14 protein-coding genes are annotated in these 16433 nt (G+C 46.4%); 2 read left to right on the top strand and 12 right to left on the bottom strand.

Annotation, left to right across the window (positions count from 1 at the left end; all coding sequences use genetic code 11):
• Positions 1-43: 43 nt before the first annotated feature.
• A complete protein-coding gene (locus C8D85_RS14320) occupies positions 44-454 on the bottom strand; it encodes a GFA family protein (RefSeq protein ID WP_133563929.1) in 411 nt (136 codons plus the stop codon).
• Between the two features lie 234 nt (positions 455-688).
• On the opposite strand from C8D85_RS14320, the gene C8D85_RS14315 reads away from it, so the two are divergent.
• Positions 689-1177 (top strand): hypothetical protein, encoded by a 489-nt coding sequence (locus tag C8D85_RS14315; protein WP_133563927.1) that lies wholly within the window; start codon positions 689-691, stop codon positions 1175-1177.
• 51 nt (positions 1178-1228) lie between these two features.
• On the opposite strand, the gene fadA is transcribed toward C8D85_RS14315, so the two are convergent.
• The 11 genes from fadA to apbC form a co-directional block, all read right to left on the bottom strand.
• Entirely contained in the window at positions 1229-2404 is a 1176-nt protein-coding gene (gene fadA, locus C8D85_RS14310; RefSeq protein WP_133563925.1) for an acetyl-CoA C-acyltransferase FadA, read from the bottom strand.
• Between the two features lie 27 nt (positions 2405-2431).
• Positions 2432-4582: a fatty acid oxidation complex subunit alpha FadB gene (gene fadB, locus C8D85_RS14305; protein ID WP_133563923.1), complete on the bottom strand. Its 2151-nt coding sequence runs from the start codon at positions 4580-4582 to the stop codon at positions 2432-2434.
• A gap of 304 nt (positions 4583-4886) precedes the next feature.
• A complete protein-coding gene (locus C8D85_RS14300; protein WP_133563921.1) occupies positions 4887-5639 on the bottom strand; it encodes an enoyl-CoA hydratase-related protein in 753 nt (250 codons plus the stop codon).
• Positions 5640-5664: 25 nt separating this feature from the next.
• Complete coding sequence (locus C8D85_RS14295; protein ID WP_133563919.1) at positions 5665-7347, bottom strand: AMP-binding protein; 1683 nt, start codon at positions 7345-7347, stop codon at positions 5665-5667.
• A gap of 80 nt (positions 7348-7427) precedes the next feature.
• Positions 7428-7745, bottom strand: coding sequence for an SCP2 sterol-binding domain-containing protein (locus C8D85_RS14290; protein ID WP_133563918.1), 318 nt, complete (start codon positions 7743-7745; stop codon positions 7428-7430).
• Positions 7746-7764: 19 nt separating this feature from the next.
• Positions 7765-9561, bottom strand: coding sequence for an acyl-CoA dehydrogenase C-terminal domain-containing protein (locus C8D85_RS14285; RefSeq protein ID WP_133563916.1), 1797 nt, complete (start codon positions 9559-9561; stop codon positions 7765-7767).
• A gap of 173 nt (positions 9562-9734) precedes the next feature.
• Positions 9735-10745 carry a CobW family GTP-binding protein gene (locus tag C8D85_RS14280; RefSeq protein WP_133563914.1) on the bottom strand — a complete coding sequence of 337 codons (1011 nt, stop codon included), beginning with the start codon at positions 10743-10745 and terminating at the stop codon, positions 9735-9737.
• A 21-nt stretch (positions 10746-10766) separates the two neighbouring features.
• Entirely contained in the window at positions 10767-11096 is a 330-nt protein-coding gene (locus C8D85_RS14275) for a thioredoxin family protein (RefSeq protein WP_133563912.1), read from the bottom strand.
• A gap of 153 nt (positions 11097-11249) precedes the next feature.
• Positions 11250-12446, bottom strand: coding sequence for a formaldehyde dehydrogenase, glutathione-independent (fdhA, locus tag C8D85_RS14270; protein ID WP_133563910.1), 1197 nt, complete (start codon positions 12444-12446; stop codon positions 11250-11252).
• Between the two features lie 161 nt (positions 12447-12607).
• Positions 12608-13192: a dCTP deaminase gene (dcd, locus tag C8D85_RS14265; RefSeq protein ID WP_133563908.1), complete on the bottom strand. Its 585-nt coding sequence runs from the start codon at positions 13190-13192 to the stop codon at positions 12608-12610.
• Positions 13193-13200: 8 nt separating this feature from the next.
• A complete protein-coding gene (apbC, locus tag C8D85_RS14260) occupies positions 13201-14040 on the bottom strand; it encodes an iron-sulfur cluster carrier protein ApbC (protein ID WP_211342205.1) in 840 nt (279 codons plus the stop codon).
• Positions 14041-14266: 226 nt separating this feature from the next.
• Here apbC and metG point away from each other — a divergent pair, with 226 nt between their 5' ends.
• A complete protein-coding gene (gene metG / locus C8D85_RS14255; RefSeq protein ID WP_133563906.1) occupies positions 14267-16315 on the top strand; it encodes a methionine--tRNA ligase in 2049 nt (682 codons plus the stop codon).
• Positions 16316-16433 lie beyond the last annotated feature (118 nt).

Raw genomic sequence — 16433 nt, 5'->3', positions numbered from 1 at the left:
GTATGATAAATCAGGGCATTGCGCCCTGATCTCATGGCCTGCTTCAAGTCTGCTTTTGGGCAATTTTCACACCCTCGGGGATCTCATACCAATCCTGCTTTTCACTGACCCAAATATGCACAGATGGTTGCAAAATGGACGTATCCTCTAAAGTAGATGGCTTAAGCTTAATGTCATTAGGCTTGTTGGGATCAAAGTGATAAATACGATTGCCACAAGTTGGACAAAACTTTGCGACTGACGTGTTACCACTGTCAGCCAATCTGCGCCATTCTTGAAGCTCACCGGAGATCTCTAAATCCTTTAACTCCACCATGGCTGTAATACTGAATGCACTGGTTGATAACTTCTGGCACTCCTTACAATGACAAGCTGCAATCAACTTAGGTGGTGCTAGTAATTTATATGTCACCCCACCACATTGGCAGGCTCCAGAAATAGGGTAATTCGCCATTCTCAATTCCTTGTTATTTTCTATGCGGTTATGAATCTCTAGATGAGATGTGAATAGACTGACGCTAGCACAATCATAGCTCAATATATGTGCAATTAAATGCAAACAGCTAGTGTGAAACCAACAGGCATTCGTCTAAAAGTGCAAAACACTGTGCAACCATTAAACCGTCTATTGCGAAGACTTTAGTGTCTGAATTACTCTCAAATGAGATTAAAAATTGAGGTCAGCACAATGAAAATCGTCATTAAAAAGAAGCATTTAGGATCCCTGTCTTCTTTACTGGTTTTATCATTGGCACAGGCACCAGCTAACGCAGAAGAGCCATTGAGCCGCGCAACATCATCTTTCTCATTTGCCAATCAAGCTAGAAGCGATGAAAAGCAAGATAAGGTTATAACCCTAAAAGCGTCCCAAGACTTAACCAGTAAACCAGCGCTTCACACACCTCACGTACATTATATTTCTTACAAGGCGAACGTTTCTCAAGCTTTCGATGGTTACTACAAAGAGTTAAATGCCTTGGAGGAAAATTACCAAGATAAGGTTGATAAGGCTTTGGACGATTATGAGGCTTCTTTGAAACTGGTTTCGATGAATACCAGCTCAGATTCATTGACCTCGCAACAAGCTAAATTTAATGCGAAGTGCGTTCTTGCTAAGTTAAAAAAGGAACACAAAACCGATCAGCAAGCATTAAAGGACAAATACCATATCAGCTAGTCTGACGGGGGAATAGAAACCAGCAAGCTAGATGCCTGCTGGTTTTTGGGGTTAGACGCGCTCAAATATGGTCGCAATCCCCTGCCCCATGCCGATACACATGGTTGCAAGACCAAATTGGACATCTTTCGTCTGCATTTGATGCAATAGTGTGGTGGAAATTCGCGCACCAGAACAACCCAGTGGGTGGCCAAGTGCAATCGCACCACCATTTAAGTTCACTTTATCATCCATCTTATCCAGCAGTTTCAAGTCTTTTAGAACTGGAATCGATTGTGCTGCAAACGCCTCATTGACTTCTACTAAGCCAATATCATCGATCGACAAACCGGCACGCTTAAATGCCTTTTTCGTGGCTGGCACTGGTCCGTAGCCCATAATCGCCGGATCGCACCCAGCAACCGCCATGCTTTTCACTCGCGCAATAGGTGTTAAACCTAGCTCCTGAGCACGTGCTGCCGACATCATCAACATGGCAGACGCACCATCAGACAAGGCTGACGATGAACCTGCTGTCACTGTACCGCCTTTTGGCATAAAGACCGTTGGCAAATTCGCTAAACCTTCGAGCGAAGTGTCTGGACGGATAACTTCGTCTACCTCAATAAGCGTTTTGTTACCGTCGCTATCATGACCTTCAATTGGCACAATCTCCGCTGTAAATCGACCATTGACGGTCGCATCATGAGCTCTTTGATGAGAACGAACTGCAAACTCATCTTGCGCGGCACGAGAAACGCCGTGCATTTTCCCTAACATTTCTGCGGTCACCCCCATCATCATGGAAGCTTTGGCCATATGTTTAGACAGCTCAGGGTTCACATCAACACCATGCATCATCGGCACATGCCCCATGTGCTCTACACCACCAACGACAAAGGTATCACCTTGCCCACACATGATGGCCTGAGCAGCCGTATGAATCGCAGACATCGAAGAACCACATAGACGGTTAACGGTTTGAGCCGCAGTGGTAACAGGCATGCCTGATAACAAGGCCACTGCACGCGCCATGTTGAAACCTTGCTCGAGGGTTTGGTTTACACAACCCCAGATCAGATCCTCAATACTTGCTGGTGACACTTCAGGGTGTCGAGCTAGTAGTGCTTTGACTAGCTCAGCGGATAAATTTTCAGATCGTACATGTCGAAAGGCACCATTTTTTGATTTCCCCATTGGAGAACGCACCGCATCGACGATCACTGCATCATTTGGATTTAATTTCATCTCGAAACTCCTATTGTCCAATTGGGATTAGTATTGATGGTAAGTACGTTGTTCTGCAGCCATAGCACGCATTGCTTGCGTTGGCTCATACAACTTACCAAGGTGTTTAAAACGGTCAGCCATTTCACAAAATGCTGCCAATCCCATTTGATCCATGTAATGCAAAGCGCCACCAAGGTATGGAGGGAAACCAATGCCATACACCAATCCCATATCCGCTTCCGCCGCTGAAGCGACAATGTTTTCTTCTAAGCAACGTGCGGTTTCGATACAGAGAGGAATCATCATACGCGCAATGATTTCTTCATCTGCGAATGTTTGATGCTCGCCATGTAGCGACTGAATCAACTCTTGTGCCTCAGCCGAGGCTAATTTCTTTGGTTTACCTTTGCGGTCTGCTTCGTATTGATAAAAACCGCTGCCGGATTTCTGCCCGAAACGTTTTAAAGCATAGAAGCGGTCAATCGCATTCTCACCATCATGTCCCATACGATCTGGGAAACCATCTGCCATCACTTGATCCGCGTGATACGCTGTATCAATGCCAACGACATCAAGTAAGTAAGCAGGTCCCATCGGCCAGCCAAAGCGCTCCATCACCTTATCAACCGCTTGATAATCCGCTCCGTCTTTCAACAGTGCAGAGAAACCTGCGAAATATGGGAACAGCACTCGGTTGACTAGGAATCCAGGGCAATCATTCACCACGATCGGCGTTTTACCTAACGCTTGAGCATAAGCAACAGTCTTAGCGATGGTTGCTTCAGAAGTTTTCTCCCCGCGAATCACCTCTACTAGTGGCATACGGTGAACTGGGTTAAAGAAGTGCATACCACAGAAATTTTCTGGATGCTTCAGAGCTTCAGCCAAGTGTGTGATAGAGATAGTTGAAGTATTAGAAGCCAGGATAGCGCCTTCTTTGAGCTGCGCCTCCGTTTCCGCCAATACCGACTGTTTGATTTTTGGGTTTTCCACTACCGCTTCGACCACTAGGTCAACAGCAGACACCTCTCCGTAGCTTAAAACAGGGGTAATCTTACCAAGCCCCTGCATGGCTTTTTCACTGCTTAGTTTGCCGCGCTCGACCTGCTTACCAAACAGTTTACTCGCTTCATTCATACCAAGATCAAGCGCCTCTTGGCGAATGTCTTTCATGACAATTGGTGTCCCTTTAGAAGCAGACTGGTAAGCGATTCCGCCCCCCATGATACCCGCGCCCAATACAGCAGCATGGCTAACAGGCTCAACCCCTTTGGTGTATTTAGAAGCCGTCTTTTTAACCAGCTGATCGTTCAAAAATAGACCGACTAAGGAACGAGCAACAGGAGATTTCGCCATTTTCACGAAACCTTTGATCTCAGTTTCGATGGCTTTATCAATCGTTTGGAAAATCCCCTTCTCAACCGACTTAATAGCTTCCATCGGCGCAGGGTAATGACGGCCTGCTTTTGCACCGACCACGGCACGAACAGACTCAAAGATCATCATTTTTTCGATAGGGGAAAATTCCATTGCCGCTTGAAGGCGCTCACGGCGAGCTTGGTAATCCAGCTTTCCATCCAGCACTTGTTGCAATAAATGTTCTGCTGATGAAACCACATTCGCTGCGGCGACCACAGCATCCACTGCTCCGTCTTTCATTGCGTCAGCACTGCGTTTCTGCTGACCACCACAAATCCACTCACAGGCGTTGTCCACACCAATGAGACGCGGTAAACGGACTGTGCCACCCCAACCAGGATAAATACCAAGCTGTGTTTCAGGTAAACCAACTTTCGCAGAATCTGCCATCACACGGTAATCACATGCCAAACAAAGCTCAAAACCACCGCCTAACGCCAAACCATTAACGGCGGCAACAGTAGGAAAAGGTAGGTTAGATAAGGAAGTAAAAATATTGTGGGCATCACGTAGCTTTTGTGCCAGTGCGTCCTCTTCAAGCTGGAACCATCCCATAAACTCGGTAATATCGGCCCCGACTACAAAGGCATCTTTTGCGCTGCTAATTAGCAAGCCTTTAACCGATGAATCTTGCTGTAACAGCTCAACTGCTTGAGCAAGCTCTGCTAGCGCCTGTGAGCCAAATTTATTGACAGAACTGTCCTTCAAATCCAATGTCAGGGTCGCAATGCCAACCTCATTGGTCTGCACTCGAAGCGTGTTTCCTTCGAACTTCATAATCGCCTCCACCTCTTATTTTTATGGCCTTAGAGCGTTTTTTGAGTCACGAAAACAATCGTGAATTTATGTCCTTTAAGCTTAGAGTGATAGCGTCTTTCCTCAATAACAAAAAAGACTCTGTTTAATGACATTTTATGGCAAGCTATGACATTTTCTGCCTCTTCAGATACAAAAACGCCCTAATAAGTCAGGCTTACTAGGGCGTAAATTAGGTCGGCGAAACCAGTCGTTGAAGTTCAGAGTCATATACACTCTAAGGTGTATATTTAAATATAGTTAAGTTTTGTAAAACGGCCAGTTTTTAGCTTTCTTTTTTTAAAAACTTATAAAACTGTTGCTGAGCTTCATCAGACACCAGCCGATCTTTAAAGATCTTTCCCTCGCGCATCAGCGCCATCTGGATATCATCCATAGCACGGCACTTGAGCAAATCCTTAGACAAGAGCACTGCCTCTGTTGGTAACTGACATAACTTCTGAGCATACAGGTTTGCCAAATCCAGAGACTCTTTCGGCTCACAAAGATGGTTAACCATTCCCCACTGGTATGCCGTTTCGGCGCTAATTGCCTCGCCAAACATCAGCATCTCAAAGGCTCTTTGATGCCCTACTATCTTTGGAAGAAGAAAGCTCGATGCTGCTTCTGGAACAAGACCAAGCTGCACGAATGGAAAGACAAATTGAGTATTCTTGGCCGCAAACACCATATCGCAATGCAGCATCATAGTCGCACCGACACCAACCGCCCAACCTTCCACGCAGCCAATAAGGGGCTTTTTGTAAGAGGTTAGCGCTTGCAAAAAGGACATGACAGACGCCATTTTCTCAGGAGAGCGAGCAATTTCAACAAAATCATTGATATCGTTGCCAGCCGAGAAGTCAGGACCTGCACCTGCGATGATCGTGACCTTAATCTCATCGCGCAGCTCGGCTTGATGAAGCACATCGCTCATTGCCTGATACATATCGACAGTGATGGCGTTCTTCTTGTCAGGGCGATTTAACAAGACAACCTGAACACCATTGCTAACGGATTCTTGAATAGCCTCTGTCATAAGGACACTCCTTAGTGTTCCGGCTCTAGTGTTCCGGCTCTCTCAATGCTCGGCGCAGAATCTTACCAACATTGGTCTTTGGTAATTCTTTGCGAACTTCGTACTGTCTAGGCACCTTATAAGCCGCAAGGTTTTCCTTACAGAAAGCATACATAGCTTTCTCATCCATCTGCGCACCGTCTTTCAACACTAGGAAAGCCTTCACCGCCTCACCTGTTTTATCATCCTCAACACCGATGGCAGCAGCTTCTAGTACGTCAGGATGCTGCGTGATGACATCCTCAACTTCGGTTGGGTAGACATTAAATCCAGATACGATAATCAAGTCTTTGGCTCGATCAACAATGCTTAAATAGCCATCAGCTTGTTGCGTGGCGACATCTCCAGTGATCAAGAACCCATCTGGAGTCATAACATCCTGAGTGGCCTGCTCACGATGCCAGTATCCTTTCATCACCTGCGGGCCTTTTACACACAGCATACCTGGCTCGCCAGGCCCAACGTCGTTTCCATTGTCATCAATGATACGAATGTCGGTGCAATCAACGGCCAACCCGATGGTACCAATTTGCTCTTTCCCAATCGGGTTAAATGCCACGACAGGAGAGGTTTCGGTTAGACCATAGCCCTCCGATACGGTACAGCCTGTAACACTTTTCCAACGATCTGCAGCGGCATGTGTAAGAGGCATCCCACCTGATGCAGTAAGCTTTAATGACGAAAAGTCTACTTTTGCAAAATCTTCGCGGTTACAAAGACCCGCGAACAGGGTGTTCAAACCAATAAAGCCAGTGAACTTCCACTTGTTGAGCTCTTTGACAAAGTTTGGCAAATCTCTTGGGTTTGGGATCAGGATTGTATGAGCCCCATATTCCACCAAGGTCATGGCGTGAATTAGGAAGGCATAAATATGGTACAGAGGCAGTGGTGCAATGAAGGTTTCGTTACCTTCCTCCAACAAGTGATCCAAGCGGTTTTTCAACTGATGCATGTTGGAAATCAAGTTGGCGTGGGTAAGCATCGCACCCTTGGCAACACCTGTCGTCCCCCCGGTATATTGCAGCACTGCTAAATCTGTTCGATTTAGCGTCATGATATCAGGGCGGCTTTTGGCTCCTAGTGCAATCGCATCATTCAAGGAAACAGATTGAGGCAAGTTGTAAGCCGGTACCATTTTTTTCACGTGTTTGACGATTGAGTTGATGAGAAGCCGTTTTACTGGTCGGTGAAAATCGGCGATTTCAGTAATCAACACATGAGAAATTTGGGTTTTAGCAATGATCTTTTCAACATTTGCCGCCATGTTGGCAAACACTACCACCGCTTTCACACCCGCATCATTGAACTGATGCTCTAATTCTTTCGGTGTATAGAGTGGGTTGGTGTTTACAACAATCAAGCCAGCCTGCATGGCACCAAAAACGACAACGGGAAACTGAACAACATTTGGTAGCTGAACCGCAATACGATCACCAGGTTTTAAGTCTGTGTGCCGTTGCAAGTAAGCAGTGAACGCATCGGCTTTCTGCTTAAGCTCCCCATAAGTTAGGGTACAACCAACGCTGGTAAAAGCAGGTAAATTGGTAAAACGTTTACTGGCATCAGCCAGTACATCCACTACCGATTCAAACCCTCTAGGGTTTAATTCATCAGGGATGTAGCTGCCTGGTTCCAAATTTTGAGGTGTCGCTACATCGTTGTTCAGCATAAAGCTTCTCCGTTATTGTCGTTATATGGAGACATAAAATTCACTTAATCAATGTGATGCCATGCAGGTGGCAAAGTTCATCACGGGGTAGGAAATATTTCAGTCAACTTGGTTGCCAACATAATATCACCGTCCGCCCGAATTTTCCCTTGCATGAAAGCTTGCATACCATCAAGCTCACCGGACATCACCTCTGACAAGGTATCCGTATCCATACCCAAGGTTACTGTCGCATCATCATGCTCACCCTGCTCTAACGTTGCCGCACCATCAGCAATGGTGACAAAGTAAGGATCAGCATCGTCTAGCTCAAATTGAAATATAGCATCCATTTCAGAAGCTGCGCTCTGATCAAAGCGCGTTAGCATGGTATCGAAAATATCTTTTGCATTACTCATAAACATTACCTCCGCTTAATTAGCGTAAAAAGAATTGCTCTTCGTCCATCGACATCAAGCTATCTGACCCTGCTAGAATCATCTCTGCGTGCGCTTTGGTTCGCGGCAAAATACGATCAAAATAGAAGTTCGCTGTTTGTAATTTCGCTTTGTAGAAAGCCTCTTCCGTAGTACCTTCGGCAAGCTTCTGCTGCGCTACTTGTGCCATACGTGCCCAGAAGTAAGCTAACGTGACATAACCTGAGTACATACAGTAATCGACTGATGCCGCACCCACCTCTTCGCGGTTTTTCATGGCCTTCATACCCACTTTAAGGGTGAGATCGCCCCACTCTTTGTTCAAGGCCGCGAGTGGCTTAACGAGATGTTTGAGCGCTTTGTCGTCATTCGCTTTACAGAATTTGTGGATGATTTTAGTGAATGCCTTGAGCGTTGCACCTTGAGTCATCAGCACTTTACGACCTAACAAATCAAGCGCTTGGATACCTGTCGTACCTTCATACAGCATGGAAATTCGACAATCACGAACGTTTTGCTCCATCCCCCAATCAGCTATGTAGCCATGTCCACCGAAAACTTGCAGACCTTGGTTTGCGGATTCGAAGCCTGTTTCCGTCAAGAATGCTTTCGCAATTGGTGTCAGCAAAGACAATAGCGTTTCCGCTTCTTCTTTCTCAGCATCGCTACCTGCTTTCACCTTATCTACTAGCATCGAACAATAATGAATCATCGCTCGACCGCCCTCAGCAAAGGCTTTTTGAGTGAGCAGCATACGACGCACATCTGGGTGAACAATAATTGGATCAGCCGCTTTATCTGGCGCTTTTGGACCAGACAGCGAGCGCATTTGAAGACGATCTTTGGCATAAGCCAATGAATTTTGGTAAGCCCACTCTGTATGCGCCAAACCTTGTAACGCTGTTCCTAGACGAGCGGTATTCATAAAGGTAAACATACAGTTTAGACCTTTATTTGGCGGCCCAATTAAGAAACCTTTTGCGCCATCAAAGTTCATGACACAGGTCGCATTACCGTGGATCCCCATCTTGTGTTCAATCGAACCACAATGCACAGCATTGCGTTCGCCCACCTCACCCGACTCTGTGACATTGAATTTTGGCACAATGAATAGGGAGATACCTTTTGTGCCAGCAGGCGCATCTGGCAGACGGGCCAATACGATGTGGACAATATTTTCTGCCATATCGTGTTCACCAGCTGAAATGAAGATCTTGGTACCTGACAGACTGTAGCTACCATCATCGTTAGGTGTCGCTTTCGTCTTCAGCATCCCAAGATCAGTACCACAATGAGGCTCAGTCAGACACATGGTGCCTGTCCATTCACCAGTAACCAGTTTGGTAAGGTAGGATTGTTTTTGTTCGTCAGTGCCGTGCAGTTCAAGCGTGTTCATCGCCCCATGACTTAGGCCAGGGTACATACTCCAAGCCCAGTTAGCGGTTGCGACAAACTCTGTCACCATCATCCCTAGAGACTCTGGCAAACCTTGACCGCCAACGTCTGTGTGATGAGATAAAGATGGCCAGCCGCTTTCGACGTACTGTTGATAAGCTTCTTTAAAGCCTTCGGGGGTTGTGACAACACCGTTGTCGAAATGACATCCCTGCTGATCACCGATTTGATTCAAAGGCGCTAAGACACGTTCTGCGAATTTCGCGCCTTCCTCAACAATGGCATCCACCATGTCTGGAGTGGCCTCTTCAGCTCCCGCTAGAGAGGCATAGTGCTGATGGATTCCAAGCACTTCGTCAGTAATAAATTTTAGGTCGCGTATGGGCGCTTTGTAGTCAGGCATGACACTCACCTCGATATTATTTTTATGCGGAAAGTTTGTTCAACAACATGCATTAAGCGTTGTCGAAAAGCGCTTTTCCCTCAATAACATTTCAAAGCAAGTTGAATAACAAAACGCGCCATAGATGACTGACAACAACACTCAAAGAGCTAAATTGGCGTGCAATGAATGAACTAAAATAAGAGTTTCTGAAGCTCTAGTAGATTTTCTTCAAAGTTAGCATCGTCTGCGAAAATGCATTCAAATCTCGACTCTAGGCTCTCATTTTGCGGAGATCTTCGACTCTCTCCTTGCGTAACATTAATTAACTCAAACTGACTTTCTAGACGTAATACACCTTTGAAGCGCCAGAAATTTGGCAACATTTTTATCAGGGCAAGAAACTGTTCAAATCGCTCATCATCGATTGACCAGCTCGATTCTGCAATCCAACCTACACTCGCCATTCCCTGTTCTCGTTTTAGGTAACAAGTCACTCCTGCTACAGGCTGACTCTGAAATACCTTAGCGTGGTCGTGGTCGTGGTCGTGGTCGTGGTCGTGGTCGTGGTCGTGGTCGTGGTCGTGGTGAGAGTTGTGACTTGCTCGCGGGAGATCAAGCCAAGCCGGATCACATTGCCCATTTGAACTTAATGCAATGACGGATTTCGACGCGGCGAACTGCTTAGCAAAATCCAAAAAGCGCTGCTCTTGAGAATCATCGTACAAATCTGCTTTGCTGCCGATCAGAACGTCTGCATCGTCTATTTGATCAAAAAATGCCGGATGGCCTAAGTAACGCGGATCGGAGAGATTACGCGCATCCATCAAACAGACCGTACCACGGATGTCCAATACATCACGATAATGGTCCGCACTTAACTGTTCGACAATTTGATGAGGGTGCCCAATACCTGTTGGCTCAATGATTATACGATCTGGTTGGGCTTGTTTGATTAACTCGTTTAAACCGACTGAAAACGCGGCCGAGGTCACACAGCATAAACAGCCCCCTGGCACTTGCTTAATGGCAACCCCATCTTGTTTCAGCAAGTCTCCATCTATGCCCACTTCTCCGAATTCATTTACCAATACCGCCCACTTTTCATGCTGAGGCACACCGGCTAACAAATTTTTTATAACAGTCGTCTTACCAGCACCTAAAAAGCCGGTTATTACATTTACTTTAATGCCTTGAAATCGCATGTTTTACTCATGTTTGACGCACTAAACGTCTAATAATTTTCGAATCTCTTCTTCGGAATCGGGGCGTACAACTCGCCCGACCTCTTTGCCATCTTGCAAGGCGATTAGGGTTGGCCAAAGCTTGACCTGATAATGTCGGCCAAGACGCTTCCCCTTACCATCCACAACCTTAACATGCTGCACATCCAAGAAATCATCCATTACCTCAGACAATAGGGGCTGAGCTTTTTTACAATAGCCACACCATGGGGTACCAAACTCAAGCAAGACATCGCCTTCCAGTCGCTCAACATCCTCTAGAGTTATCTCTTCGTCTTGGTATTCTGCATTAAAACCATTCACTACATTCATGTACTGTTCCTTTTTCAAAACAACATTACGGCTACATAGCGATGCCTGACCGATGTTTCAATAGTAGCAAAAGATTTTTATCGCCTAATACAAAAATGCCACGTCAGCTCATCGAACTGACGTGGCATTTCACTGCATTGCAAGCGCTATCTGCTAGACAACAAACTCACCATGAGGGTCCATAACAAATTTCTTCGCTGCACCGCCATCAAAATCAGCGTAACCTTGTGGCGCTTGATCTAACGTGATCATCTGTACGTTAACAGCGTCGGCAATTTTTACTTTATCAAACAAAATCGCCTGCATTAGAGAGCGATGGTATTTCATTACTGGACATTGCCCCGTATGGAAGGAATGCGATTTAGCCCAGCCTAAACCAAAGCGCATACTTAACGCGCCCACTTTCGCCGCTTCATCTTCGGCACCTGGGTCATCCGTCACATACAAACCTGGGATACCAATCTGGCCGCCCGCTCGTGTAATTTGCATCGCCGAGTTTAACACCGTAGCTGGCGCTTCTTTGTGCGAGTTACAACCACAACCGTGCGCTTCAAAGCCGACACAATCAACAAAACAATCGACTTCACGCTCACCAAGAATGACTTCTAGCTTGTCTTCCATATCACCTTCTTGGCGCAAATCAATGGTTTCACAGCCGAAACTACGAGCTTGCGCCAGACGATCTTCAATCATGTCACCAACGATGACACATGCAGCCCCAAGAAGCTGAGCAGAAACCGCTGCCGCTAGACCAACTGGACCTGCACCTGCGATGTAAACGGTAGAGCCTGGACCCACCCCTGCTGTGACACAGCCGTGGAAACCCGTTGGAAAGATATCTGATAGTAATGTCAGATCGGCAATTTTCTCTTTGGCTTGGTCTTTGTCAGGGAATTTAAGCAAGTTAAAGTCTGCGTATGGCACCATCACATAGTCAGATTGACCTCCAACCCAACCGCCCATATCAACGTAGCCGTAAGCCGCCCCTGGACGTGCAGGGTTCACATTAAGACAAATCCCCGTCATCCCTGCCTTACAGTTACGACAGCGACCACAAGCAATGTTGAAAGGCACCGATACGATGTCACCAACTTCTAGGAATTCAACATCATCGCCTTTCTCAAGGATGATCCCGGTGATTTCATGGCCTAATACCAGACCTTCAGGCGCAGTGGTACGACCACGCACCATGTGCTGATCACTGCCACAAATATTGGTGGTAAGAACTTTTAGAATGACGCCGTGATTACATTTACGATCGCCCAGAGCAAGATCTGGGAATGGGATGGACTCGACTGCGACTTTTCCTGGGCCTTTGTAGACGACGCCGCGGTTGGAGGATTGAGACATAAAGTACTCCTGTAACAAGTGTGGTTTTATTGTTTTTATCGCACCCGAGAAGGTAGCGCTCAAACCACGAAAGATGATGTCGATAAACGCCTAAAAACAGCACGATAACGACACCTTCTTCTTTTCTTGCACTTTATGTTATGAAAGTGAAAAACCTGTGTTTATTGGTCTCCACTAATACGGCTGCCTACCGCAGAATGCTGACCACGATACTTAGCATTATCACGCTTGTTGTAAGGTCGGTCCGCTGATCCAGACATGGTTTCGAAGTTGATCGCGCCGATGGTCATACCTGGGCGCAATGCAATCGGTAACTTACCGCCATTCAAAAACTCCAACACAATCGCACCACTCCAACCTGGATCAATACGATGGGCTGTCACGTGAACCATCAGACCAAGACGCGCTAGCGAAGAGCGACCATCTAACCAACCAACCAAGTTGTCAGGCAACGTCACCGACTCAAGTGTGACACCTAGCACCAACTCTCCTGGATGAATGAAAAACGGCTTGTCTTCTTCAACGACAATCTCTTCACTCATGACGGATTCAATCGCGGCATTCAAGTCTTCTTTCGGGCCACTTAGGTCTAAATACGGCGCAGGATGCCCCTGAAAGACGCGAAATGAATTGCCTAAGCGCAAATCACAAGAAACACCACTGATAACAGCGTTATCAGGGCGCGGTTCAATCGAAATGACACCATCATCTAAAGCTTGGATAATGTCACGGTCACACAGTCGCATGGGGTACCTCAATCATCGCTCATGCCAATCTCAGGCATAGTGAAATGTTCAGAACGGGACGCAAGAGTAGCACCAACCTTTTCAGCAATCGACAGATAAATGGCCGCTTCGTCCGAATCCGGCTCACTTAATACTGTTGGCGCCCCAGAATCCGCCAATTTTCGAATCGAGAGGCTCAATGGCAGTTTACCCAGTTCAGATACGCCATATTCTTCTGCAAGCTGTTTCCCACCTTCTTCGCCAAAGATCGCTTCTGCATGGCCGCAATTTGAACAAATATGCGTCGACATGTTCTCCACAACACCCAACACAGGAATATTCACCTTGCGGAACATCTCGATACCACGACGAGCATCTAACAGAGCAATGTCCTGTGGTGTCGTCACAATCACGGATCCCGTCACTGGCACTTTCTGCGACATGGTCAACTGGATATCACCTGTGCCTGGCGGCATATCAACGAACAAGTAATCCAATTCTTGCCAGTCTGTTTGCGTCAGAATCTGCATCAAGGCACCCGTTGCCATCGGTCCACGCCACGCCATAGGTGTTTCGCTAGTCGTTAGGAACGCCATAGACATGACTTTTATGCCATGGGCAACAGGCGGCACAAAGTACTTTTCATCACGAACTTGCGGGCGCGTTTGTGCATCAAAGCCAAGTAACAAACCTTGGCTTGGACCATAAATATCCGCATCTAATATGCCCACTTTGTGGCCCAGTTTAGCCATGGCTAATGCTAAGTTAACCGTCGTGGTAGATTTACCTACACCGCCTTTACCAGAAGCGACAGCGATAATATTTTTGACGCCCTCAAGACCGACAGGTTGAGATGAGTTGGTAGACATAACTTCTCCTCACACCTGATGCACATCGCATCAGATCAAAAATTCAATGTAATTGCGCCCATTTATAGGGGCAAAATGCGGAAAAGCAAGCCTTAAGCTTGCACGTTATCTGCGTCCACTTATAATGTCGCGTTCAGATTATAAGAGACAATCCGCCTCACCTATCTTCATTCAGTTTGAGGCGTCGTTTATTCGTTAAAATTACAATCCAGCAGGCTTAATCATAATGGCTCAACCGCAACGTAAAATTCTAGTTACCAGTGCCCTTCCCTACGCCAACGGCTCTATTCACTTAGGTCACATGCTGGAGCACATTCAAACGGATATTTGGGTTCGCTTCCAAAAGCTACGTGGCAACCTTTGTACAGCGGTATGTGCTGACGATGCACACGGTACTGCCATCATGATTAAAGCTGAGCAAAACGGCATCACATCAGAACAACTAATCGATGGCGTTCGCCAAGAACACATGGCTGACTTTAACGACTTCGGCATTGGCTACGATAACTACTACTCAACGCACTCTCCAGAGAACCGTGAGCTGTCTGAGTCAATCTACAAAGCATTGCGCGATAACGGCAAAATTTCAGTTCGCTCAATTACTCAGGCTTATGACCCAGAAAAAGAAATGTTCCTAGCGGATCGCTTCATTAAGGGTACTTGCCCTAAGTGTAAAGCTGAAGACCAGTACGGCGACAACTGTGAAGTGTGTTCTGCAACCTACACACCGATGGAGATGATCAACCCACGCTCGGTTTACTCTGGCGCAACACCGATTGAGAAGTCTTCTGATCACTACTTCTTTAAACTGCCAGAATTCCAAGAGTTCCTACAAGAGTGGACACGCAGTGGTACGCTACAAGACCAAGTTGCTAACAAATTAGCAGAGTGGCTAGACTCTGGCCTACAAGAGTGGGACATCAGCCGTGATGCACCTTACTTCGGTTTCGAAATTCCTGATGCACCAGGTAAGTACTTCTACGTTTGGTTGGATGCACCAATCGGCTACATGGCTAGCTTTAAAAACCTTTGTGACCGCACAGAAGGCCTAGAATTCGACGAATACTGGAACAAAGACTCTAAAGCAGAGCTTTATCACTTCATCGGTAAAGACATCATCAACTTCCACGCCCTATTCTGGCCTGCGATGCTGGATTGTGCAGGCTACCGTACACCAACGGCTGTCAATGCGCACGGCTATGTAACAGTAGATGGTGAGAAAATGTCTAAGTCTCGTGGCACTTTTATCAAGGCACGTACTTACCTAAACCACCTGGACCCTCAGTATCTACGCTACTACTTCGCAGCGAAGCTGAACTCTCGTGTCGATGATATCGATTTGAACCTAGGTGACTTCGTACAGCGTGTAAACTCTGATGTAGTCGGCAAAGTGGTAAACATTGCCAGCCGTACAGCAAGCTTTATCAACAAGAAGTTTGATGGCCAACTGCAAGCAGACCCTGCACAAGAAAGCATGATTCAAGAGTTCGTTGACGCAGGTGATCTGATCGCTGAGCTTTACGAAACACGTGAATATGGTAAAGCAATGCGTGAAATCATGCGCCTTGCAGACATTGCCAACACCTATATCGCGGATGAAGAGCCATGGGTGAAAGCGAAAAACGAAGAAACTTTGCCACAAGTACAGGAAATCTGTTCTGTGTCACTGAATCTATTTGCCATCTTAGCAACGTACTTGAAGCCAGTGATGCCAAATATGGTGGCTGATGCCGAAGCTTTCTTAAACAAAGAACTGACTTGGGACAACCGTGGCGAATTGTTGTTTGGTAAATCAGTCAACAAGTTCAAAGCATTGATGGCTCGCATTGAAGCACCGCAGATCGAAGCTATGATCGAAGAAGGTAAAGCCGAGGCGGAAGCCGAAGCACAAGCGAAAGAGCAAGCTACTGCTGCTGAAGAAACAGAGCTAAGCAAAGAGCCAATCGCAGCAGAAATCAACTTTGACGAATTTGCGAAAGTTGACTTACGCATCGCGAAAATAGCCAAAGCTGAACACGTTGAAAAAGCCAACAAGCTATTAAAGCTAACCCTAGATCTAGGCGGCGAAACTCGCACTGTCTTCTCAGGCATTAAGTCTGCTTACAAGCCAGAAGATTTAGAAGGCAAACTAACGGTCATGGTTGCTAACTTAGCGCCACGTAAAATGAAATTTGGCTTGTCAGAAGGCATGGTATTGGCAGCAGGCCCTGGCGGTGAAGAAATTTATCTGCTTGAACCACATGATGGAGCGAAGCCTGGCCAACGCGTTATGTAAGGCTAACTCATCGCAGTACATGCAACGCCGCCTACGTCATGTAGGCGGCGTTGTTTTGACTAAGCATTAGTAAAGTTTATGGTTGCGACGTGCTATCCATATTCTAAAATAAACTAAA

This window comes from Marinomonas communis (genome assembly GCF_004363305.1).
Lineage (GTDB): Bacteria > Pseudomonadota > Gammaproteobacteria > Pseudomonadales > Marinomonadaceae > Marinomonas > Marinomonas communis.
Note: the sequence above shows the minus strand (reverse complement) of the source record. Positions and strands in the feature narration are given on the sequence as shown.

Coding starts and splice junctions, on each gene's coding strand:
- metG (WP_133563906.1), top strand. CDS start 14,267: ATGGCTCAACCGCAACGTAAAATTCTAGTTACCAGTGCCCTTCCCTAC.
- C8D85_RS14290 (WP_133563918.1), bottom strand. CDS start 7,745: ATGAGTAATGCAAAAGATATTTTCGATACCATGCTAACGCGCTTTGAT.
- dcd (WP_133563908.1), bottom strand. CDS start 13,192: ATGCGACTGTGTGACCGTGACATTATCCAAGCTTTAGATGATGGTGTC.
- C8D85_RS14300 (WP_133563921.1), bottom strand. CDS start 5,639: ATGACAGAGGCTATTCAAGAATCCGTTAGCAATGGTGTTCAGGTTGTC.
- C8D85_RS14295 (WP_133563919.1), bottom strand. CDS start 7,347: ATGCTGAACAACGATGTAGCGACACCTCAAAATTTGGAACCAGGCAGC.
- C8D85_RS14285 (WP_133563916.1), bottom strand. CDS start 9,561: ATGCCTGACTACAAAGCGCCCATACGCGACCTAAAATTTATTACTGAC.
- fadA (WP_133563925.1), bottom strand. CDS start 2,404: ATGAAATTAAATCCAAATGATGCAGTGATCGTCGATGCGGTGCGTTCT.
- fdhA (WP_133563910.1), bottom strand. CDS start 12,446: ATGTCTCAATCCTCCAACCGCGGCGTCGTCTACAAAGGCCCAGGAAAA.
- C8D85_RS14280 (WP_133563914.1), bottom strand. CDS start 10,745: ATGCGATTTCAAGGCATTAAAGTAAATGTAATAACCGGCTTTTTAGGT.
- fadB (WP_133563923.1), bottom strand. CDS start 4,582: ATGAAGTTCGAAGGAAACACGCTTCGAGTGCAGACCAATGAGGTTGGC.
- C8D85_RS14275 (WP_133563912.1), bottom strand. CDS start 11,096: ATGAATGTAGTGAATGGTTTTAATGCAGAATACCAAGACGAAGAGATA.
- apbC (WP_211342205.1), bottom strand. CDS start 14,040: ATGTCTACCAACTCATCTCAACCTGTCGGTCTTGAGGGCGTCAAAAAT.
- C8D85_RS14315 (WP_133563927.1), top strand. CDS start 689: ATGAAAATCGTCATTAAAAAGAAGCATTTAGGATCCCTGTCTTCTTTA.
- C8D85_RS14320 (WP_133563929.1), bottom strand. CDS start 454: ATGGCGAATTACCCTATTTCTGGAGCCTGCCAATGTGGTGGGGTGACA.